Here is a 19,594-nt window from a genome sequence, read left to right as displayed (position 1 = left end):
CCCTCAACCGACCACCTTGTCTCGCCCAGGTGACATCATGGCCTACGTGCCAAGCCCCTATAGCCCCCTCCTCAAGAAGCCCGGTGCGCGCCAGTTCGCGCTCGCGGGGCTCTTGGCGCGACTGCCCATTTCGACCCTCAACATCTCGGTGATGTTGATGATCCAGATTCAGTACGACCGCTGGGAGATCGCGGGCCGGGTCGTCGCAGTAGGCGTCATCGTGTGGGCCCTCCAGACGCTCCCCACTGCGCGGTGGGTGGACCGCAAGGGACAGCGGATGATGATCCCGCTGACCGCCCTGTTCGTGATCGGCACCGTCATCTTGATCGCCACCGCGATGACGCGCGGGCCGGAACCATTACTGTGGCTCGGAATCGCCATCGCTTCGCTTTCCGGGCCGCTCGGTTCGCTCACGCGGGCGAGGTGGTCGCACATTCTCGAGAGTGACGACGACATTCACACCGCATTCTCCTTGGAGGGCGCGTTCGACGAGGTGCTGTTTGTCGCGGGCCCCGCGGTCGTCACGTTCATGGCGTACACCGTGCACCCGGCCTCGGGCCTGGCGTTGGCCGCGATCGGCATGGTCGGCGGCATCGCCTTGCTGCTGGCTCAACGGGAGACCGAGCCCCCCGCGCACGGAGAGGGCGACACGGGCGGCCTGGGATTCCAGGTTCCCGCGGCCATCATTGCCGCCGCCGGCGTGGCCGTCGCGCTCGGCGCACTATTCGGCGCGTTGGACATCTCGACAGTCGCTTTCGCCAAAGAGGTGGGCCACGAGAAGTGGGCCGGCCTCATCATCGGCGTGATCTCCTCCGGGTCCTTCGTGGGCGGACTCGCGTACGGGGCGCGCCGGTGGCGCACGCCTCTGTGGAAGCGGCTCGCAATCACGTCGATCCTGCTCGCCGCGGGGTTTGTGGCGCTCGCCACCATGCCGAACCTGTGGCTGTATGCGGGCGTCGGCTTCGTCGCGGGCCTGGCGATCGCGCCGTCGATCACCAGCATGGACTCGGTCGCCCAACGCGTGGTGAAGCAAAGCCAACTCACCGAGGGCATGGCGTGGCTGCGCATCGGCCTGGGAGCGGGTGTGGCGCTCGGCAGCTGGCTGAGCGGGCGGGTGATCGACCAGGCCGGTCACGAGGCCGGGCTCCAGGTGATGGCTTGGTCGGCCGTGGGGGTCGCCGTGTTCGCGATTGCGGGCTCGCCCTGGGTGCGGCGAGACACGGAGGCGGCGGATCGCCGCCGGGGCATCACGAGCGAGCCCGGCGACACGCTCCCGCCGGCGGTGGCGCTCGGCGAACAGCCGCCGATCCCCCCGATCGTCTAAGTGGGCGCGCGGAACGGGAGCCCCTGGCTGCGCCGGGATACGGTGGCACTCATGAACCCCCGCATCGCTCTTGTGACCTCCCGGGACCTGCCGTCAATCGATGCCGACGACGAACTGCTCGCGGCCCTGCTGCCCGGCGGGGAGGTGGTCGCATGGGAGGACGACGCAGTGGCGTGGTCCGACTTCGACCTGGTCATCCTGCGTTCCACCTGGAACTACACGGAACACCTGGAACGGTTCCTCACGTGGGCGGAACGCGTCGCGAGTCAGACGCGTTTGGTCAACCCGCTCAGCGTGATCACGTGGAACACCGACAAGAGATACCTCGCCGACCTCGAGCGAGCGGGGATCCCGGTGGTGCCGACCACGTACGTCGCTCCGGGCGACGAGCCGCCGGAGCACGCTCTCGCGGGGCACGTGGTCGTCAAACCGACCGTGGGCGCGGGTTCGCGTGGGGCCGCCCTGATCCGCGACGACGTGGACGCCGCGGCCGCGCACGTCCGATCCCTGCATGCCCAGGGTCACGTCGCCATGATCCAGCCCTACCTGTCGCATGTGGACGCTCACGGTGAAACCGCCTTGATGTATGTCGCCGGCACGTTCTCTCACGCGGCTCGCAAGGCGGCGATCCTGTCTCGCGACCTGGCGTGGAGTGCCGGCCTGTACGCGGACGAGAAGATTGTGCCCGCCACCGCGACGGCGGCCGAGCGCGAGATTGGCGACCGCATCGTGGCGTCGCTCCCGGAGCTCGTTGCCGGGGGCGACGGCGTCGCGTACGCGCGCGTGGACCTGCTTCCCACCGACCACGGGCCCGTGGTGCTGGAACTCGAGTTGACCGAGCCCTCGCTGTTCCTGATGGTCGACGGGGGCGCGGCCGCCAGGGCCGCCGCCGCCTTCCTTTCACTGGCACGCGGCGCAGACTACGATTCTGACGAAGGAGGCGAGTGACGTGACTGAACAAGACCCTTGGACCACACCGCCCACCGACTCGGCGAACACCCGAGGGACGGCTCCTCAGTACGGAGCACCGCCCGCGTCGCTCGGGGAAGCGCAGGTTCCGCCTGCGCACTTCGGATCGCCTGTGAGCACCCAGAAGGACTGGATGGGCGTCACCGCCCTCGTCCTGTCGCTCGCAACCCTGCTGACGGGAGTCACGTGGATCGGCGGCATCATCTTTGGCCACCTGGGCCTGGCCGCTGCCAAGCGAGGCGAAGCGAGCAACCGCAGCATGGCTCTCGCGGGAGCCCTCATCGGGTGGGTCTTCGGGGGCCTGGCGATCCTCGCCGTCCTGGGCTTGATTCTTTTATTTACCACGGCGAGCGTCTCGTATACCTCACTGTCGTCACGGGGCTGACCGCGCCCGCGGTGCGCGCGAGATCGAATGGAGTCGCCGCTCCGACAGCGTCGATTTGCCGCAGCAGTACTCCAACTGGCGGGACTACGCCTTCTCCGACGCCCCCCAAGAAGACGGCCTCACTCACCCCTGATGTCGCTTGGCCGCGTGCCAGACTGGGCAACATGACTGAACCCAATCCCCTCGAACAGGTCCCCCTCGAGCGTCTGCGTGAGCGCACCAGCATCAAGTGGCGACGCTACGACCCGGACGTCTTGCCCCTCTGGGTCGCGGAGATGGACGCCAACCTCGCACCCCCGATCACGGAAGCCCTTGAACGCGCCATCAGCGCGGGCGATACGGGCTACCCGGGCTCGACGCCCTTTGTGGAGGCGTTCACGACGTTCGCCGCCGCGCGCTGGCATTGGCCGAGCCTCGATCCCGCCCTCGTGCGCCCCGTCGCGGGAGTGATTCCCGGGTACACCGACGCCCTGCTGCTCGTCGCTGGCCGTGGCGGACACGTCGTGGTCACGTCTCCGGTCTACCCGCCCTTCTTTTCGTATCTGCGGGAAGCCGGCCTCACCGTCGTCGAAGCGCGCCTCACGGATCAGATGCGGATTGACCCCGACACGCTCGATGCGACCCTGGCTCAAGCGCGGCGCGACTCCGCGGAGGGGGTCGCGGTGCTGCTGTGCAACCCGCACAACCCGGGGGGCACCGTGCACACCCGCGCCGAACTCGAACAGGTTGCCAGCATCGCCGCAGCCCACGGCGCCTCCGTGGTGTCGGATGAGATTCACGCGCCGCTGGTCTATTCGACAGCAAAGTTCACGCCCTACCTCTCCGTTGACGGCCGCGGCATCGCCCTTCATTCCGCCTCCAAAGCGTGGAACCTCGCGGCGCTGCCGGGAGCACTCATGGTGTTCGGTCCTGAAGCGGCCGATGCCCATCGCACCTATGCCGCCGGCGCACACCACTGGCCGGGCCACTTCGGCGTCATCGCGCAGACGGCCGCCTATACCCATGGGGCGCCCTGGTTAGAGGCTGTTCTCGAGGGCCTCGACGCCAACCGGCATCTGCTGGGGTCCTTGCTCGCCGAGCACCTGCCCGCGATCAAGTACCGCCTTCCCGAGGCGACGTACCTCGCGTGGCTCGACTGCAGGGATCTGGGACGTGGAGACGATCCAGCCGCGGTGTTCCTCGAGCGCGGTCGGGTCGCGCTGAACTCTGGGCCAACGTTCGGCACGGGCGGCGCCGGTCACGCGCGCCTCAACTTCGCCACCAGCGGCGCCCTCCTCGAGGAGGCCGTGAGGCGCATGGCGTCGGCGCTCTAGGCGCGCTCCCCGCCGAGTCCGCGTGGGACACTGATCCCATGCGTCGGTCCGAGCGACTCCTGCGAGCCGCCGCTGTCGCCTGCCTTTCCACCGGGATCGCGTTGGCGATGCACATCGCCGGGGGCGGCACGATCCCCGCCACTCCCGGGGTGGTGGTTCCCCTGGTACTCGCCTTTGCCGTGAGTACACAGCTCGCAGGAAAACCCATGTCGCGGTGGCGGCTCGCCACCGCCGTCGTGACCGCACAGGCACTGTTTCACGGCGCGTTCGCGTGGGGCCCTGGCGCGCACGTGGTCGCCTTGGGCGCGGGCCCCCACGCTTCACATCAGCTCACGCGCCTCGCGGTCGACTCGGCGAGCGTGCACACCGCCCACGCCACTGTGGGGCCGTCCATGCTCGCCGCCCACGCGGCCGCTGCGGTCGCCACCTACGCGTTGCTGCGCCGCGCGGACGTCTTCGTGGCGCTGCTGCGCCGCGCAGCCGGATCACTGGCGGCCCGCCTGACCATCGCCCCGCCGCGCCTCGCCACACCCGCGCGCCTCGCCGCACAGCCGGGGCGCACCCCCGTCTCCATCAGCATCGCTCGATCCCCGCGGGGACTGCGCGGACCCCCTCTTCACCTCGCCTGACACTGCCTTGTCGCGCATCCTGCGCGCCCCTCAGACGAGAAAGAGAAACCCATGCCTGCGCCCAATCGAGTCCCGCGCCCCCGATGTGTCCTGTCCCGCGCCGCCCTCATGGCGGCAATCACACTGACCCTCGCCGCATGTTCCAGCAGCGGCGCCGGCGACGATGCGTCGTCGCTCACCATCACCGACGCCTGGGTCAAGGCCGCCGCCGACGGCATGACCGCGGCTTTCGGCACCATCGAGAACTCCTCGGATCACGACATCACCATCACCGGCGCGACGTCCGAAGCCGCGAAGACGGTGGAACTGCACGAGGTGGTCGACAACGTCATGCGCCCGGTAGACCGCGGCCTCGCCGTCCCCGCGGGCGGCTTCCTGACACTCGAACCGGGTGGGTACCACCTGATGTTCATGGGAATCACCGCACCGTTCGCCGCGGGGGACGATGTCACGGTCACGTTGACGCTGTCCGACGGCTCGGAAGTGGATCTCACGGCCGTGGCCAAGGACTTCGCTGGCGCCGACGAGAACTACGACGGCGGTATGGACGAGCAGATGGAGTCCGCCTCTCCGGAGGCCTCCACGTGAGGCCAGCCGACAGCGCGCCCTCTAGGCGCCGGTTCCTCGCCGCAGGGGCCGCGGTGGGGGCCGGTGCCCTGGTCGGCGCCGCCGCCGGGGCCGGGGCCGAACGCGCGGGCGCGCTACCTGGTACCCCCGATCGCCCGGACAACGCCGGCGTCAACGGCCAGCGCGTCATCCCGTTCTACGGGCCCCACCAAGCCGCCGTGAAGGCGCGGCCCGGCGCCTTCGCGTCCTTCGTCGCTCTCGACCTTCTCCCCGGCGTGGACCGCGCCCGCTTGGCCGCCTGGATGCGCCTCATCACGGACGACGCGGCACGGCTCACCCAGGGACGCGCCGCCTTGGCCGACGTCGAACCAGAGTTGGCCGCGACACCCGCCGGGCTCACCGTGACAGTGGGTTTCGGTAGGGGCTTCGTGAATCGCGCCCGCGGGCAGCGGCCGGACTGGCTGGGCCCGCTGCCCGCCTTCTCCATCGACAGGCTCGAGGACCGCTGGTCCGGAGGCGACGTACTGCTGATCGTGGCCGCCGACGAGCCCGTCACCGTGGCGCACACGTTGCGCATGCTGCTCAAGGACTCGCGCTCGTTCGCCGCTCTCCGGTGGCGTCAGGATGGATTTCGCCGGGCCTACGGCTCGGACCCGTCCGGGCGCACCATGCGCAACCTCTTTGGGCAGATCGACGGGTCCGCGAATCTCGCCCCGGGTTCGAGCGAGTTCGACGCCGCGGTGCTGGCGGGCGACGATGCTCCCGCCTGGTTGCGCGGCGGAACGAGCTTTGTGCTGCGGCGCATCACGATGGACCTCGACGGCTGGGACGCCGCAGATCGCGCGGGTCGCGAGAACTCCGTGGGGCGCACCCTGGACACGGGTGCGCCGCTCACGGGAGGTCGCGAGCGCGATCCGCTGGACCTGGACAAGTCGGGACCGTCGGGGTTGCCGATCATTTCGTCGGTCGCGCACGCGAGGCGGGCGCGTGTCGAGGATCCGACGCTGCGCATCGTGCGCCTCGGGTACAACTACGAGGACCCTCCGCCACCCGGCTCGGCCGCGCTGAGTGACAGCGGGCTGCTGTTCGGGTCGTGGCAAGCTGACGTCAACCGTCAGTTCGTGCCGATCCAGAGTGCGCTCGATGAGGCGGACCTGCTCAATGTCTGGACCACGCCGGTCGGTTCAGCGGTCTTCGCGATCCCGCCAGGATGCCGGGAAGGCGGCTACGTGGGCGAGGCCCTACTAGCCGTCTGAGGGGCGATCCCACACGATCGCGTAGCGCCACAGCACCCGCGCCTTGTACTCCGCACCAGGCAGGATCCGCATCGCCGCGTCACGCACCTCACGGCAGGTGTGAGGCGGCGGCCACACGGTGGGCGAGCCGTGCTTCCACGAGCCCTTGACCAGCAGAAAGGCCTTCTCCGCGATCGACCCGGCGACCTCTCGGTGGAGGTCCCGCCACGTGGCACGCGCCGCACCCACCACACACAAGCGTCCGCCGGGCGCGACCTACGACTTCAGGCGTTCCAGGCCTGCGTCGATGTCCATGTGGTGCAGCAAGGCGCCGGAGTAGACCACGTCGGCTGGCTCCAGGTCAGTCGCGAAGATGTCCCCCACCACGTACGTGATGCCCTCGATGTCTTGCGCGCGGGCGCGCGCGATGCTCACCTCGTCGGCGTCGATCCCGGTGACTGTCAGGCTGGCGCGGGCCATGGTCCTGGCCGCCAGACCCTCCCCGCATCCCGCATCAATTGCGGTGCGGGAACCCTCGGGCAGGTGGGCGAGCAACTGCCGTTGGTAGCGAACGGTGTGGTTGAAGCGGCGGCGGTCCGGAACGGACGAAGACTGTGCCGACATCCCCCAGTGTGCCCTCGATTGTGGTCGACGCCTGCCCTCGCCGCGCACCGCCGAGCGACAGTCCCTAGTGTGGAGGGGTGAGCGATCTAGAGATGCCCCCGGCCGAGGTCCATATCGACGAACGCTTGGTGCGCGCCCTGTTGCGCAGTCAGTTTCCGGATCTTGCGAAGCTTCCCATCGGCTCAAGCCACGAAGGATGGGTCAACGTCACCATCCGGATCGGCGGCGACCTTGCCGTCCGGCTTCCCCGTCGGCGGCTCGGAGCGGCGCTGACCGCGACCGAACTCGACTGGATTCCGAGAGTCGGCGCCGCGTGGACCTTCCCCACGCCGCGCGCGCTCCACGTCGGGGAGCCCAACGAGCGCTACCCGTGGCGGTGGTCGATCGTGCCGTGGCTCGAGGGGAAGTCCGCCTACGAGGCACCCTTGAGCGCCGACGGGGCGCGCGAACTGGGGGCCGCGCTGGCACAGGTGCATCAGCCCGCCCCGGCGGACGCCCCGGTCAACCCATTTCGGTCCCGGCCGCTCGCCGATCGGGCCGAGCGACTCGATTTGCGCCTCGAGGCCCTTGAGGTGGAGCACGGCGACACGATTCGCGCACATGTGGCGCGGGAACTCTTCCAGGCAGGCGCCCGAGAGGCCCCCGGACCGCTGACATGGACCCACCTGGACATTCACGGCAACAACATCCTCACTCGCGATGGTCACCTGGCCGGACTCCTGGACTGGGGGGACGCGGCAGTGGGAGACCCGGCCAGCGACCTCGGCCAGGCGCTCGTCCTGGTGGGGCGTGCGAACTTTGGGGAACTCACCCGGGCGTATGCGAAGGCGGGTGGCGCCGCCGCGACAGACGGCGCCATGTCCGAATCGGCGCGCAAGCGCATCGAGGCTGAGGCGGTGGCGTACGCCGCGCTTCTTGGCGGAGTCGACCAAGAGGACCACGCGGCAGCGGGCTGGGCGGCGCTCGTGGAACTCGGAGTCGTCGATCCCACACCCCCACCGCCCTAGCGGCCGACCACTACGAGGGCGCGCCCGACACCGCGGCAACCACCGTGGTCTCCACCTCGCTACCATCACTCACGGTCGCAGAGCGAATGGGCATGCCTGGGAACTGGGCACTGAACCAGAAGACCAGCGTGACCTCGCCGCTCGCGACGTCATACCGCGCGCACTCGAGGCGGCCGAGCGGAGTCTCGATCGTTTCGCGAGTCACCGTGGTGATGTCGCCGGGAAAGACCGCGTGGTCTCGCAAGTCGTCCCATGTGGACCTGGCCTCCATGGGTTCGCCCACCGTCTCGCCGTGAGAGTCGAGCGCCGTGACCCGGATCGACACCGCCGACTCGTCCGGATCGAAGTACACGGTGCGGCGCCGGTCAACCACCTCACCGTCGCGGGTTGTGACGATGTCCAGGGTGTGGCCGTCGGGACAGGCCTCGCGAATCTGAGGGGACGTGAACGGAGGGGCAGCCGTGGTCATGACTCCACGCTACGCGTTCTGGCTGGCGTGGGCGCGGCGGGAAACCGTTGAGTGCCGCAGTGAGGCTTCACGCAACCTTCACAGAACGACACCCCGAGACTCCATACGACTGCGGTGCACTGGAAGCACATCAACCCGTTAGGAGCATCACCGTGAATACCCGGAGCATCATCCTCGCCGCCTTGGGCGGCGCCGCGCTCGTCGCGATCCCCACCTCCGTTGCACTGGCGGCCACCCCATCAGACAACGATCGCCCCGGCATGGGCTGGCACGGCGACGATGCCCCCGGTCGCGGCGCCCCAGCAGACCGCCCCGGCCTAGCCTGGGGTAGCGACGACGCCCACATGGGGATGGGTATGGGTGGCGGATCGACGTGGGGCGGCAACCAAGGACCTCGCGGCCCGCGTGGCCAGGGCCTCGACAACGGCATCGGCGATCCCGCTGGGCTGGTGACGGCGGGAGACTCCCTGTCGTCGGTGGACACCGCCGCCGTGGTCTACATGGTGAACGAAGAGAAGCTGGCTCACGACCTGTACGTCGAGCTCGCCGACGCCTGGGACCTGAGGGTGTTTGAAAACATCTCGTCGGCGGAGCAACAGCACCTGGACGCGGTCCGGTCGCTGCTGGATGCGTACGGCGCGGAAGACCCGACCGACGGGCTCGCCGCTGGCGAGTTCTCCGAACCCGCACTGCAGGACCTGTACGACACCCTGCTGGCCGATGGCCTCGAATCGGACACTCAGGCGTTGGCCGTAGGCGCCCTTGTCGAAGAGACGGACATTGCCGACCTTCGCGATCGATCGACCGACGACGCGGCGATAGCCACCGTGTTCGCCTCACTTGAATCAGCGAGCGAGAACCACCTGCGCGCGTTCGTCATGAACCTCTCCCGCGCGGGAATCGAGTACGAAGCTCAGGTGCTGACCGACGCGGAGGTCGCGTCCGTCACGGGCCGGTAGCGCGCCTGGTGCCTAGGATGACAACCGTGGCCGCCAGGACCGTGCTCGTCGTGGACGACGAGGCGAACATCCGAGACCTCGTGTCGCAATACCTGCGGCGCGAGGGCTTTACCGTTGTCCTGGCGACGTCGGGGGAAGAGGCCCTCGCGGCGATCTCCCGTTCGATGCCGGACCTGGTGATCCTCGACGTCCGCCTTCCCGGCATCGACGGCTTCGAGACGCTCCGCGAAATACGCCGCACCTCCGACGTCTACGTGTTGATGCTGACGGCGCGATCGGAGGAGACGGACACTCTTATCGGGCTTGAGGTCGGCGCCGACGACTATGTCACGAAGCCTTTCAGCCCGCGGGAAGTGGTGGCGCGCGTGCGCACTCTGCTCAGGCGTCGCGACGGCTCCAGTCCCGCAGATGAACGGCTGCTGTTCGAGGGCCTGGCCGTCGACATCGCGCGACACGAGGTCACCACACGCAGCGGCGCGGCCACCCTGACCGCTCTTGAGTTCGACCTGCTCGCTGCGTTGACCTCGTCCCCCGGTCGGGTCTTCACCCGCCGCCAACTCATCGAACGCGTGTGGGGATGGGACTTCTACGGTGACGAGCGCATCGTCGACGTGCACGTGCGCAAGCTGCGCCAGGCCATCGGCGACGCCGCAGACAAGCCCCAATTCGTGGCGACCATCCGGGGCGTGGGCTACAAGTTCATCGGGACCCCATCATGAGATCGACCTTGCGACGCCGTCTGCTCGCGTCGCACTTTGCCGTGGCACTTGTGGGCGTCGCGGCGCTCATCGGCGCCGGGTTTGTCGTGGGTGGCGCTCTACTCAACCGGCAGGGCGGAATGATGCGCGGCGGTGGAATGCGTGTGGACGACGCGACCGACGTTGTCGCCAGCCTGCTTCCGGGGGTGCTGATCGCCGGGGGCGCCGCCGCCCTGGTGGCCGCGGCGGTGGCCGCAGTGCTGGTCACGCGAACCATCATGGGCCCGCTTGGGTCCATTCAGGCGGCGTCGCGCCGCGTCGCCAACGGCGACTACAAGCAGGCGGTCCCCACCCCACGAGATGAGGAACTTGCTGCGGTGGCGCACGACATCAATGCACTGTCGACACGGCTCGCGGAGACAGAGGCTCGCCGCACCCGCCTGATCGACGAGGTCGCGCATGAGATGCGAACCCCCATCACCACCATCAAGGGCTCGATGGAGGCGCTGCTCGACGAGGTGGTCGACCCCGGCCCGGAGGTGTACGCCCGGGTTGCCGACGAGGCCTCGCGGCTGCAACGCCTGGCGGAGGACCTGTCCACGCTCTCTCGCGCGGAGGAGCACACGCTTCGCATGGAGATGCTGCCGATTGACGCGTCCGACGTCGCATCCGAGGTCTGCGAGCGCATGCGCCCACAATTCGAGCACGCCGGCGTCTCCCTGATCGTCGGCGGCTCGAGCGCTCCCGTCTCGGGCGACGCGCACCGGCTCGCGCAGGTGGTGATCAACCTCGTCGGCAACGCCCTCGGGCATACCGACGCGGGCGGCACCGTCACCGTCACCTCGGGCGGCGATGGGATCCACTCGTGGGTGTCCGTCACGGACTCCGGGCAGGGTATTGCGCAGGAAGAACTGGGGCGGATCTTTGAGCGCTTCTATCGCGTTCCCTCCGCTTCGACACCAGGCGGACGCGGCATCGGTCTGACCATTGCGCGATCGATTGTCGAGGCGCACGGCGGCGCGGTGAGCGTCACGTCGGAGGGCCTCGACAAGGGCGCCACCTTTGTCATGACGCTTCCGCGGTACCAGGCGGGCGACCCCCTCGAATAGCGGACTTCCCCCTGAGCAGACCATACTTCTGCCATGCGTACGCAAAGAATGTCTCTGATTACCCTCCCTGTTGACGACCTCGCTGCCGCCATCGATTTCTACCAGAGGGCCATGGGCTGGGATATCAAGATGCGCTTTGGCGACGAGATCGCCTTTGTGCAGATGAACGGCTTTGTCGCGGCCCTGTGGTCGCGTACCTCGTGGGAGGCAGAGGGCCTCGACTTCGCTCCTCCGGGGTACACGTCGTTCGCGATCAACTTCACGCGTCCCCCGGAGGTGGACGAGGTGGTCGCACAATGGGCCGAGGCTGGTGGCGAGGTCGCGAAGGAACCTAAGAATGTGTACTGGGGCGGGTACTCAGGCTATGTGCGCGACCCGTGGGGAAACCTCATCGAACTCGCCGTGAACGACGCCCTCCTCATTACCGACGAAGGCTACACGGAGCTGCGCGGCAGTTAGCCGTCGCCGACACGTGACCGCGAGACCGCCGCCATGCGACAGTAGACCCATGGAGATCTTCGAGACCCCGCTGCCGGGCATCGGCGTCCGCTACGAATTCACCTCGGAACTTGGCGACCACGTGGGCGTCGTCATACGCCGCGACGGCAGGCGCGATGTCGCACTCTATGACAGACAAGACCCCGACTCCTGTCGTGGCACCATGGAGCTGACCGACAGCGATGCGAGCAAACTCGCAGAGTTGCTGGGCGGGACCAACATCACCGCCAGGCTTGACTCGCTTCGCCACATGGTGGAGGGTCTCGCGATCGAGTGGGTGACGATGCCCGAAAGCGGCGGACTCAGCGGACGGACCATTGGCGATGGTCACATTCGCACCACCACCGCGGCCTCCATCGTGGCGGTGATCCGTTCGGACTCCGGCATCCCCGGACCCGGACCCGAATTCCGACTCGAGTCCGGCGACACAGTGCTCGTCATGGGCAGTGAAGACTCCGTGAGCAAGGCCCGCACCGTTCTGATCGGCTGAGCCGTGTTCACCTCCCCAGGCGTCCACTTCGCGGTAGACGCCGCCCAGCCGGCTCACGCTTCCGTCGTGTTGATCGAGTTGGGGATCATCCTGCTGGTGCTTGCCGGCCTGGGACGACTTGCGGCACGCGTCGGCCTTCCCTCGGTGCCGCTGTACCTGCTCGCCGGCCTCGTCATGGGCGAGGGAAGCTTCTTCAAGGTTGACGCTGGGGAGGAGTTCCTGGCGATCGGCGCGCAGATCGGCGTAGTACTCCTGCTCCTGTTGCTAGGGCTTGAGTACTCGCCGGCGGACCTCAAGCAGGGACTCAAGACCACCTGGCTGGCGGGGATCCTCGACGGGCTGGCGAACACCATCCCCGGCATCGCCTTCGGCCTGATCCTCGGCTGGTCGCCCGTCGCCTCGCTACTGCTCGGCGGCGTGACGTACATGTCGTCATCGGGAATCATTGCCCGGTTGCTCGACGACTTCGACAGGTATGCCAACCGCGAGACGCCCGTGATTCTCAGCCTGCTGGTCATGGAGGACATCGTGATGGCGGTGTTCCTGCCGATCATCGCGGTGATCCTGGTGGGTTCCAGCCTCGCGCAAGGAGCCATCGCGATGGCGATCGCGCTCAGTCTGGTGACCATGGCGTTCGTAGTGTCCTTCCGCTTCTCCTCTCACGTGTCGCGCGCTGTGCACTCGCGGTCTCGCGAACTCCTGCTGCTGTCCGTGCTGGGCTTGAGTTTCCTGGTCGCCGGGGTGGCTGAGGCCGCGCAGGTCTCCGCCGCGGTGGGAGCATTCCTGCTGGGTCTGACGCTCTCGGGACAGGTTGCCGATGAGGTGCGCACCCTCCTGCCGCCTCTGCGAGACGTGTTCGGCGGGCTCTTCTTCGTCTTCTTCGGGCTGACGATCGATCCCCGCGACCTCCTCCCGGTGCTGGTCCCCGCGCTGATCCTCGCGGTCATCACGGCGGTGACCAAGATCGCGACCGGATCGTGGGCGGCGGCACGCGCGGGCATCGGCCCCAAGGGCCGATGGCGTACTGGGCTGTCGCTCATCCCGCGCGGCGAGTTCTCCATCGTCATCGCCGGATTGGGCGTCGCCGCGGGTGTCGAGAGTCAACTGGGTCCACTTGCCGCGGCCTATGTGCTGATCCTCGCGGTGGTGGGCTCCGTGCTCATGCGGATGGCGGACCACATCCCGGTGCCGGGCATCATCAAGCCTCGGACGCAACGGCCTCGGACGTAGTCAACCCTCGCGGTGTGTAAGAATTGCTCGTCTCCCGGCGCGGCCCGCATGCGCATGGCCCCGGGACGATGCGCCGGTCACATCGCGCGGGTGGTGTGACGCTAGCGCCCTCGGGCGCACGTGAAGTCGTTTTCGGAGACGTGTGATGTTTGCGCGCTATCGCGAGATCCTGGCACTGCCGGGTGCGTCGGCGTTCTTCTGGTGGGGACTGCTTGCCCGCATGCAGATGGGCGTGACGGGGCTTGCGACGTTTCTGCTCATTCAGATCGAGTACGGGTCATACGCACGCGCGGGGGCCGTGCTGGCCGCCGTCTCCATGGGCAACGCGTTCTTGGCGCCGCAAGTCAGTCGCCTGATCGACGAGTTTGGGCAGTCGCGGGTGCTCAGGATCGGTTTCGCCCTGTCCGTGGCTGCCCGCATCGGCCTGGTGGTCGCGGCGTTGATGCACGCGCCCATGTGGGCGCTTCTCACCGTCGCGCCGATGGTTGCCCTGAGTGGCAGCCAGTCCCCGCTGACCCGCGCCCGATGGACCCACATTGTGCCCGACAAACACAGCCTGAACACGGCGTTTTCCCTGGAGAGTTCGCTCGAGGAAGTGCTCTTCATCGCTGGCCCGGCCTTGGCAACGATCTTGGCCACCACCGTCGCGTCGTGGCTTCCCAGCATGGTCGCTGCCGTCACGATGCTGGTGGGCGGTTACATGTTCCTGTCGCTTCGCTCCACCGAACCGCCCGCGCGGCGCGGCGACGCGGGAACGGTGCCACTGACGATGGCGCCCGTGATCGATGGTTCGTTGCCACGCGTCGGCATCATCCCGGACGGCGCACGCGCCCGCCCGCGCCGCTACCGCAACCCTTTGCGCGGCCACCTGCTGGTGACCACGCCGGCGCTCATCATCACCACGGTGGTCTTCGCCACGCAGGGGGCGCTGTTCGCTTCCGTAGACGCGTCCACGGTGGCCCTTGCCGACCAGTTGGGCCACAAGTCATGGTCCGGCCCGGTACTCGCAGTGTTCGCACTGGGGTCGCTGGTGGGTGGCCTCTCCTACGGTGCGCGCGTGTGGACGGGATCCCTCGCGTCCAGGCTGCTGTGGGGCGTCACGGGAAGCGGTCTGGGGGCGGTGACGTTTGTGTTCGCCCCGAACCTGCTCGTCCTGGGTCTCCTCATGTTCATGACGGGACTGGTGATCGCTCCCACCATGGCGGTGGGCGACGGCATGGTGCACGCCTTGATCCCCCGCTCTCGTCTCACCGAGGGCATGGCATGGACACGTGTCGGACTCGACCTGGGCGTCGCGGGGGGCGCGTGGCTGGCCGGGGTGCTGCTGGAGCGCGGCGGCCCCTCGTACGGCTTTGGCGTGACGGCCGCCGCCGGCATCGCGGGCATCGTCATCATGGCGTCGTCCTGGCGGTACCTGCGTCGCAAGCGCTCCTACGAGGAGACGGTGGTGCGTGAGCCCGCCGTGCCTGCTGGTGTGCAGGACGCTCCCACTGGGATCATGGCCACATGACACGATCCTTCACGGTGCGGCCCGTGCGCGCGGACGACGCCAGCGCTGTCGCCGCGATCTACAACACGTACGTGCTCGACACGGTGGCCACGTTTGAGGTGGTCCCCGTCGACGCAGAGGAGATGGGTCGACGCATCGCCAAGGTGGTGGGGCGGGGACTCCCTTGGGTGGTCGCCGAGGACGATGCCCGCGTTGCGGATGGAGGTGCAGACTCGGCGGTGCTCGGATTCGCCTATGCAGCGCCGTTTAGGGACCGTGCGGCATACGACCACACCCTCGAAACGACGGTATACGTTCACGCCAGCGAACGCGGACGAGCCGTGGGCACCGCCCTGTACGCGGCGCTCTTTGTGGCGCTTGAGGAACTCACGCCCGAACAAAGCCCCCACGCTCCCATCCACGCTCTGCTGGGCGTGCTCGCGTTGCCCAACGAGGCCTCCGTGGCCCTTCACGAGCGCTTTGGCATGAGTCAGGTCGCCCACCTTCCCGCGGTCGGCCACAAGTTCGGCCGACGGATCGACGTGGGCTACTGGCAGGTCACGTATGACGCGTGAGAATCTGTGCACCGAATGCCACTCTCTAGGAGATTTCAGATGACCGCAGCCGCCACGGAACCCCGCAGCGCACACGTCTTCGCCTGGCCCAAGGTCGTCGCCGTCCTCGTGATCGTCGGACTCCTCGCCGCCATCGCCGTCCCTCTGTACCTCGACCAGGTGAAGAAGAGTCACGACGCGACGGTCACGTCGGACCTGAACTCGGTCGCAGACAGCATCGTCGCCGCGGTGAGTGAGGGCCAGACCGAGGCACCCTCCCTCGTGGTGTCCGGCGCCGTCGTCACGCTCGATGGCGAGACCATCGCGACACTGTCACCTGGTGTAGTGCTGGGGGAACTGGAGTGGGACAGCGCCGACAAGTGGTGCATCGACGCGACGGACCCCGACGGAAAGCACGCCGCGAGCCCCGGCTACAAGTTCGAAGGGCCCGACGGGGACACGAAGACTGGCCAGTGCTCCTGACCCTGACCGCCTGCCGCTCATCGCGGCGCGGCGGCGAGTTCCTCGTCTGGAATCCAGATCATGGTCCACGCCCCAAGGTCTGGCAGCGCGAAGCGCACCCCGGACTGGCCGGCGCTCAGGGACGAGTCCTGACGTCCCTCGAGTTCCCCTATCTCTGCGAGGGATTCGAGGGTGGGCGCTTGCGGGGACGCGGCGAGTACCCGCGCACCCGGCGCCACGAACGAAAGTGAGAGCGTCGCCGCGTCGACCCTTCGAGTCGGCTGCTTGACCGCATCCCACGCTATCTCGGTCTGGGCGGCGAGGTTGATGACGTGAACCACGATGCCACGAGGCACCCTGACAACCCGGAGCCACAGCGAGCCCGGCCGGGCCTTTGTAGACACGGCCACCCCGCCCGCGTCCAGCACCACGTCCTCGTTGATTCCACCGGCAAAGAACTCCGTGACGTCCGTCCGATCGGCGCCGTAGAGGAGGTCGCCATAGCGCACCGCGAAGTCGTACCACCGGACGAAGACGTCGACCGAGTCGCTCGAGAGAACATGGTTCGTCGGGTAATAGGGGTCCACCAGCGCATTGCCGGCTTCACCCAGCAGGAGGTGCGACGCGCCGTGCGAGAACGCGGTCGCCATCACCAGAGTTGCCGCCTCGGTGGCTCCCCGTTCGGTGCCCGTCACGTAGCAACTCAGGTAGGCCGACAGGATGGGTGGGTGATCCTTCCTCACCATCCAGGCGCTGGTCGCGAGGGCCCCAAGATCGCCCAGCGTCGTGTGAGGCTCCCACACCTCGATGTACGTGGCGTCTTGCTCGAGGGGCGCCGTCGCCTGGGTGGGGAAGTCGTTCACGTTGTTGAACATGAACGGCACGTCGGGCAGCCGCGTTCGGACAGCCGAGATCACGCTGCCGAATGACGCGGCCAGGTCGATCCGTTCTCCATCGCCCCGACGGGCGAACTTCGGCCAGCCGTACTGGTCCAGGTGAAATCCCGAGATCTCACTTTCGGCGACGACTCGTTCGAGTTCGTCGAGATAGTGGTCGAGCCAACGCTCGTGCGCGGGATCGAGCAACACGAGGAAGTCATCGCCGAGCCGATACGGAGAGCCGTCGGACTTCAGCAAGAGCGCATCGGCCCAGGCGTCGGCCTCCTCGTGGCCGACCGCATAGACGGCCGAGTAGCCGAGCGGGGTCACGCTGGCGGCCTTCAAAGCGGCGCACATCGCGTTAACCACGTCCATGTCCCTCGGCTGCCCGAGCGGATCCACGTAGTGGCGGGCCGGCGGCATCAGCGCCGAGTGACGGTATGCCCAGTCGTACAGTTGCGCGGCGGTGAGGTGCAGGCGGCGAAACAGGCGGGTGACCGCGATCTGGTCCACGTCGCCCGCGAGGCGCACGACGAATCCGTAACGCGGCCGATCCCAGCGGCTCGCCAGCACATCGATGGCGGTCGAGTCTTGACCGAACGTCACGCCATAGCCACCGATCTCGAATGAGCCCAGGTCCACACTGAGCGCGCCCGGCTCGATCGTCTTCCTGGCAATGCACACGTCGAGGTGGAGGACTTGCAACTCTCCAGCCGATGCAGGCCCATCGAACTCGATGACGACGGACTCGCCTGGGCCATAGGTTGCCTTGTCAGGAATCACGCGGGCACCTCGCTCTCCATCAGAAGATACTTGGCGTGCGACCACAGCAGTGGATTTGCGGCGGCCCCCCACCTCTCGACCCACGGCGCTACCGACGCAGGATCCTGCGGTTCGTCGGTGATCTGCTCCGCCATCCAGCCGCTCTGGCCGGCGTGGCCCTCGACCCAGGCACGGGCCGCGAGGTAGCCCTCATCGTCTCCGGCGATCCGCAGATGCCAGCCGAGCCATGCGGTGAGGAGCAACCACGGACTTCCCCCAAAGTACGTGTCCCCGACATAGCGTCGGACGCCGCCTGTCGGCGAAACCAGTTCGGACCGAATCCGTTGCACGGTGGCGCGCACGAGGGGGTCCTCGACACCCACCAGCTGAAACGGCGTCGCCAAAGACAAGAGGCTCGCGTCCACGCGCGGGTCATCGGGCCCCTTCACGAACGCGCCGTCCACGACGCATTCCCTGTGCACAAACTCCATGATCGTGGCTGCCTCCTCCAAGAAGGCTCCCCGACCGAGGATGCGGCCAGCAGCGCGCAAGCCTGCGGCAATCGCCGCCAGGGTCGACGTGTGAAGCCGGTCCCCGAACTCCTCCCAGTAGTCGTAACACGGCATCCTCCACGACGCCGCAAGATACGAAGCGGCCAGTTCGACGGCCTCGCTAGTCGCGTCGTCCGGGCTCGCATCGCCCATATGGCGCTCAAGCGCGAAGAGCCAGGTGCCATAGCCATCAAGCTGGAAATTCGGCCAGGCATCGTCCGGGTCGACCCCCTCCCGTTCTCCGTCGAGGGTGTACCGGGTCGGCAACATCATTCCGGGCGCGACCTCATCGCCGCGATCAAGCGCGGCGACCACGCGCGAGATCTGGTCCCGCTCGCCCAGAACCACGTCGGTCGCCCATCGGTGGAATCGTGCGGCAGACTCCTGCTCGCCAACGGCGTCCATGGCCAGAGCGCAGTACGCACCATCGCGGAGCCACGCAAAGCCGTACTGCGAGAAATTTGGGCTGGCGACGTACGCCCCCGAGGGCGCTTGCCCTTCCGAGATGACTCGGATGGACGCGTCGGCCAGAACGGTCGAAGGGGCTGACATCAGTGCTTCAGAGCTCCTGTAGTGAGGCCAGCGACGAAGTTGCGCTGGAAGAGGATGTAGACAATCAGGACGGGCACGATGGCGATAAGTGATGCGGCGAACACGAGACCCCAGGACGTCGAGTGCTGTCCCTGGAACAGCGCGATCGCGATCGGCAGCGTGCGGTTGTCAACGTCGTTGAGCACCGTCAAGGCCCACGCAAACTCGTCCCATGTCCCAAGGAAGGAGAAGATGATGACGGTGCCGACCGCCGGCTTGGACAGCGGCATGATCAAATCCCAGAACCGGCGCCATGGTCCGGCGCCGTCGATCATCATCGCCTCGTCGAGTTCACGGGGAATCTGCTGGAAGAACCCCGACAGTAGGAAGGTGTTGAAGGCCAGGGCAGTGCCGACATAGAACGGAACAAGGCCCGGCAGTGAATTCAAGAGGTGGAGGTCCCTGGCGAGCAGGAACTGGGGGATGATCAACATCATCGTCGGGATGGTGAGCCCCACGATGATGAGGGTGAAGAGTGTCCTCTTTCCACGAAACTCGAGTCTTGCGAACGCGTACGCCATCATCGAGGACAGCAACACGATCAGCGCAGTGCTCACGACGGCGACCCCGGCGGAGTTGAGAAAGTACCGTGCGAAGTTCTCGGTGCCGAGCACCTGGATGTAGTTCTCCAGCGTCGGGTCGCTCGGCCACAGACTGGTGGGGTCTCCCAACGCGAGGGAGCGCGACTTGAACGAGGTGGACACCATGAACAGGAACGGGTACACCATGACGAACGCCGCGAGGCCAAGGAGCAGGTAACGGAGTCCGTAAAGAACGGTCTTGCGCCATGCACGTGTCATG

23 protein-coding genes are annotated in these 19,594 nt (G+C 67.6%); 17 read left to right on the top strand and 6 right to left on the bottom strand.

From position 1 onward, the window contains the following. Positions 1–37 precede the first annotated feature (37 nt). From QZZ29_RS00700 to QZZ29_RS00670, 7 genes are all read left to right on the top strand, one after another. Positions 38–1,324 carry an MFS transporter gene (locus QZZ29_RS00700; protein ID WP_291380599.1) on the top strand — a complete coding sequence of 429 codons (1,287 nt, stop codon included), beginning with the start codon at positions 38–40 and terminating at the stop codon, positions 1,322–1,324. Positions 1,325–1,375: 51 nt separating this feature from the next. Next, positions 1,376–2,272 (top strand): hypothetical protein, encoded by an 897-nt coding sequence (locus QZZ29_RS00695; protein ID WP_291380598.1) that lies wholly within the window; start codon positions 1,376–1,378, stop codon positions 2,270–2,272. Positions 2,273–2,405: 133 nt separating this feature from the next. Next, positions 2,406–2,678: a DUF4190 domain-containing protein gene (locus tag QZZ29_RS00690; RefSeq protein ID WP_291380597.1), complete on the top strand. Its 273-nt coding sequence runs from the start codon at positions 2,406–2,408 to the stop codon at positions 2,676–2,678. 164 nt (positions 2,679–2,842) lie between these two features. Next, entirely contained in the window at positions 2,843–3,991 is a 1,149-nt protein-coding gene (locus QZZ29_RS00685; protein WP_291380596.1) for an aminotransferase class I/II-fold pyridoxal phosphate-dependent enzyme, read from the top strand. 38 nt (positions 3,992–4,029) lie between these two features. Continuing rightward, on the top strand, positions 4,030–4,620 hold the full coding sequence (locus QZZ29_RS00680; protein ID WP_291380595.1) for a hypothetical protein: 591 nt from the start codon (positions 4,030–4,032) through the stop codon (positions 4,618–4,620). A 108-nt stretch (positions 4,621–4,728) separates the two neighbouring features. Then, positions 4,729–5,208: a copper chaperone PCu(A)C gene (locus QZZ29_RS00675; protein ID WP_291380594.1), complete on the top strand. Its 480-nt coding sequence runs from the start codon at positions 4,729–4,731 to the stop codon at positions 5,206–5,208. Further along, positions 5,205–6,443 (top strand): Dyp-type peroxidase, encoded by a 1,239-nt coding sequence (locus QZZ29_RS00670; RefSeq protein ID WP_291380593.1) that lies wholly within the window; start codon positions 5,205–5,207, stop codon positions 6,441–6,443. Before QZZ29_RS00675 ends, QZZ29_RS00670 begins: the two co-directional genes overlap by 4 nt. Here the strand turns inward: QZZ29_RS00670 and QZZ29_RS00665 are convergent. Both QZZ29_RS00665 and QZZ29_RS00660 read right to left on the bottom strand, forming a co-directional pair. Beyond that, on the bottom strand, positions 6,432–6,674 hold the full coding sequence (locus tag QZZ29_RS00665) for a hypothetical protein (RefSeq protein WP_291380592.1): 243 nt from the start codon (positions 6,672–6,674) through the stop codon (positions 6,432–6,434). The two genes, QZZ29_RS00670 and QZZ29_RS00665, sit on opposite strands and share 12 nt — an antisense overlap. 24 nt (positions 6,675–6,698) lie before the next feature. Then, positions 6,699–7,046 carry a class I SAM-dependent methyltransferase gene (locus QZZ29_RS00660; RefSeq protein WP_291380591.1) on the bottom strand — a complete coding sequence of 116 codons (348 nt, stop codon included), beginning with the start codon at positions 7,044–7,046 and terminating at the stop codon, positions 6,699–6,701. Positions 7,047–7,123: 77 nt separating this feature from the next. Here QZZ29_RS00660 and QZZ29_RS00655 point away from each other — a divergent pair, with 77 nt between their 5' ends. After that, positions 7,124–8,053 carry a phosphotransferase gene (locus QZZ29_RS00655; RefSeq protein ID WP_291380590.1) on the top strand — a complete coding sequence of 310 codons (930 nt, stop codon included), beginning with the start codon at positions 7,124–7,126 and terminating at the stop codon, positions 8,051–8,053. Between the two features lie 10 nt (positions 8,054–8,063). On the opposite strand, the gene QZZ29_RS00650 is transcribed toward QZZ29_RS00655, so the two are convergent. After that, on the bottom strand, positions 8,064–8,522 hold the full coding sequence (locus tag QZZ29_RS00650; protein WP_291380589.1) for a hypothetical protein: 459 nt from the start codon (positions 8,520–8,522) through the stop codon (positions 8,064–8,066). 152 nt (positions 8,523–8,674) lie between these two features. Here QZZ29_RS00650 and QZZ29_RS00645 point away from each other — a divergent pair, with 152 nt between their 5' ends. From QZZ29_RS00645 to QZZ29_RS00605, 9 genes are all read left to right on the top strand, one after another. Continuing rightward, a complete protein-coding gene (locus QZZ29_RS00645; protein ID WP_291380587.1) occupies positions 8,675–9,481 on the top strand; it encodes a DUF2202 domain-containing protein in 807 nt (268 codons plus the stop codon). A 17-nt stretch (positions 9,482–9,498) separates the two neighbouring features. After that, the gene (locus QZZ29_RS00640; protein WP_291380585.1) at positions 9,499–10,200 is read left to right on the top strand and encodes a response regulator transcription factor; all 702 of its coding nucleotides are present in this window, start codon (positions 9,499–9,501) and stop codon (positions 10,198–10,200) included. Beyond that, positions 10,197–11,288, top strand: a complete 1,092-nt coding sequence (locus QZZ29_RS00635) for a HAMP domain-containing sensor histidine kinase (RefSeq protein ID WP_291380583.1) — start codon at positions 10,197–10,199, stop codon at positions 11,286–11,288. The genes QZZ29_RS00640 and QZZ29_RS00635 overlap by 4 nt, the downstream gene beginning before the upstream one ends. A gap of 48 nt (positions 11,289–11,336) precedes the next feature. Continuing rightward, a complete protein-coding gene (locus QZZ29_RS00630; RefSeq protein ID WP_291380582.1) occupies positions 11,337–11,747 on the top strand; it encodes a VOC family protein in 411 nt (136 codons plus the stop codon). Between the two features lie 49 nt (positions 11,748–11,796). After that, entirely contained in the window at positions 11,797–12,276 is a 480-nt protein-coding gene (locus QZZ29_RS00625; protein ID WP_291380580.1) for a cation:proton antiporter regulatory subunit, read from the top strand. 3 nt (positions 12,277–12,279) lie between these two features. Next, complete coding sequence (locus QZZ29_RS00620; RefSeq protein ID WP_291380578.1) at positions 12,280–13,506, top strand: cation:proton antiporter; 1,227 nt, start codon at positions 12,280–12,282, stop codon at positions 13,504–13,506. Positions 13,507–13,651: 145 nt separating this feature from the next. Further along, positions 13,652–15,016 (top strand): MFS transporter, encoded by a 1,365-nt coding sequence (locus QZZ29_RS00615; RefSeq protein WP_291380577.1) that lies wholly within the window; start codon positions 13,652–13,654, stop codon positions 15,014–15,016. After that, positions 15,013–15,570, top strand: coding sequence for a GNAT family N-acetyltransferase (locus tag QZZ29_RS00610; protein WP_291380576.1), 558 nt, complete (start codon positions 15,013–15,015; stop codon positions 15,568–15,570). The genes QZZ29_RS00615 and QZZ29_RS00610 overlap by 4 nt, the downstream gene beginning before the upstream one ends. 39 nt (positions 15,571–15,609) lie before the next feature. Beyond that, positions 15,610–16,032: a hypothetical protein gene (locus QZZ29_RS00605; protein ID WP_291380574.1), complete on the top strand. Its 423-nt coding sequence runs from the start codon at positions 15,610–15,612 to the stop codon at positions 16,030–16,032. Positions 16,033–16,049: 17 nt separating this feature from the next. Here QZZ29_RS00605 and QZZ29_RS00600 read toward each other — a convergent pair whose 3' ends face one another. Genes QZZ29_RS00600 through QZZ29_RS00590 form a run of 3 tightly spaced genes read right to left on the bottom strand, consistent with a single transcriptional unit; the run spans position 16,050 to position 19,593 of the window. After that, entirely contained in the window at positions 16,050–17,672 is a 1,623-nt protein-coding gene (locus QZZ29_RS00600) for a glycoside hydrolase family 66 protein (protein ID WP_291380572.1), read from the bottom strand. Continuing rightward, positions 17,669–18,754, bottom strand: a complete 1,086-nt coding sequence (locus QZZ29_RS00595; protein WP_291380570.1) for a glycoside hydrolase family 15 protein — start codon at positions 18,752–18,754, stop codon at positions 17,669–17,671. Before QZZ29_RS00595 ends, QZZ29_RS00600 begins: the two co-directional genes overlap by 4 nt. Then, positions 18,754–19,593, bottom strand: coding sequence for a carbohydrate ABC transporter permease (locus tag QZZ29_RS00590; RefSeq protein ID WP_291380568.1), 840 nt, complete (start codon positions 19,591–19,593; stop codon positions 18,754–18,756). Before QZZ29_RS00590 ends, QZZ29_RS00595 begins: the two co-directional genes overlap by 1 nt. Position 19,594 lies beyond the last annotated feature (1 nt).

The organism is Demequina sp. (assembly GCF_016278765.1).
Taxonomy (GTDB): Bacteria; Actinomycetota; Actinomycetes; order Actinomycetales; family Demequinaceae; genus Demequina.
The sequence above is the reverse complement of the archived record's forward strand: the minus strand, read 5'-3'. Positions and strand labels throughout refer to the sequence as shown.

Bases quoted from the DNA above. Each gene is read 5' to 3' on its own strand.
- QZZ29_RS00595 (WP_291380570.1), bottom strand. From the start codon at position 18,754: ATGTCAGCCCCTTCGACCGTTCTGGCCGACGCGTCCATCCGAGTCATC.
- QZZ29_RS00695 (WP_291380598.1), top strand. From the start codon at position 1,376: ATGAACCCCCGCATCGCTCTTGTGACCTCCCGGGACCTGCCGTCAATC.
- QZZ29_RS00590 (WP_291380568.1), bottom strand. From the start codon at position 19,593: ATGACACGTGCATGGCGCAAGACCGTTCTTTACGGACTCCGTTACCTG.
- QZZ29_RS00640 (WP_291380585.1), top strand. From the start codon at position 9,499: ATGACAACCGTGGCCGCCAGGACCGTGCTCGTCGTGGACGACGAGGCG.
- QZZ29_RS00605 (WP_291380574.1), top strand. From the start codon at position 15,610: ATGACCGCAGCCGCCACGGAACCCCGCAGCGCACACGTCTTCGCCTGG.
- QZZ29_RS00610 (WP_291380576.1), top strand. From the start codon at position 15,013: ATGACACGATCCTTCACGGTGCGGCCCGTGCGCGCGGACGACGCCAGC.
- QZZ29_RS00630 (WP_291380582.1), top strand. From the start codon at position 11,337: ATGTCTCTGATTACCCTCCCTGTTGACGACCTCGCTGCCGCCATCGAT.
- QZZ29_RS00700 (WP_291380599.1), top strand. From the start codon at position 38: ATGGCCTACGTGCCAAGCCCCTATAGCCCCCTCCTCAAGAAGCCCGGT.
- QZZ29_RS00680 (WP_291380595.1), top strand. From the start codon at position 4,030: ATGCGTCGGTCCGAGCGACTCCTGCGAGCCGCCGCTGTCGCCTGCCTT.
- QZZ29_RS00685 (WP_291380596.1), top strand. From the start codon at position 2,843: ATGACTGAACCCAATCCCCTCGAACAGGTCCCCCTCGAGCGTCTGCGT.
- QZZ29_RS00635 (WP_291380583.1), top strand. From the start codon at position 10,197: ATGAGATCGACCTTGCGACGCCGTCTGCTCGCGTCGCACTTTGCCGTG.
- QZZ29_RS00675 (WP_291380594.1), top strand. From the start codon at position 4,729: ATGGCGGCAATCACACTGACCCTCGCCGCATGTTCCAGCAGCGGCGCC.
- QZZ29_RS00615 (WP_291380577.1), top strand. From the start codon at position 13,652: ATGTTTGCGCGCTATCGCGAGATCCTGGCACTGCCGGGTGCGTCGGCG.
- QZZ29_RS00660 (WP_291380591.1), bottom strand. From the start codon at position 7,046: ATGTCGGCACAGTCTTCGTCCGTTCCGGACCGCCGCCGCTTCAACCAC.
- QZZ29_RS00650 (WP_291380589.1), bottom strand. From the start codon at position 8,522: ATGACCACGGCTGCCCCTCCGTTCACGTCCCCTCAGATTCGCGAGGCC.
- QZZ29_RS00625 (WP_291380580.1), top strand. From the start codon at position 11,797: ATGGAGATCTTCGAGACCCCGCTGCCGGGCATCGGCGTCCGCTACGAA.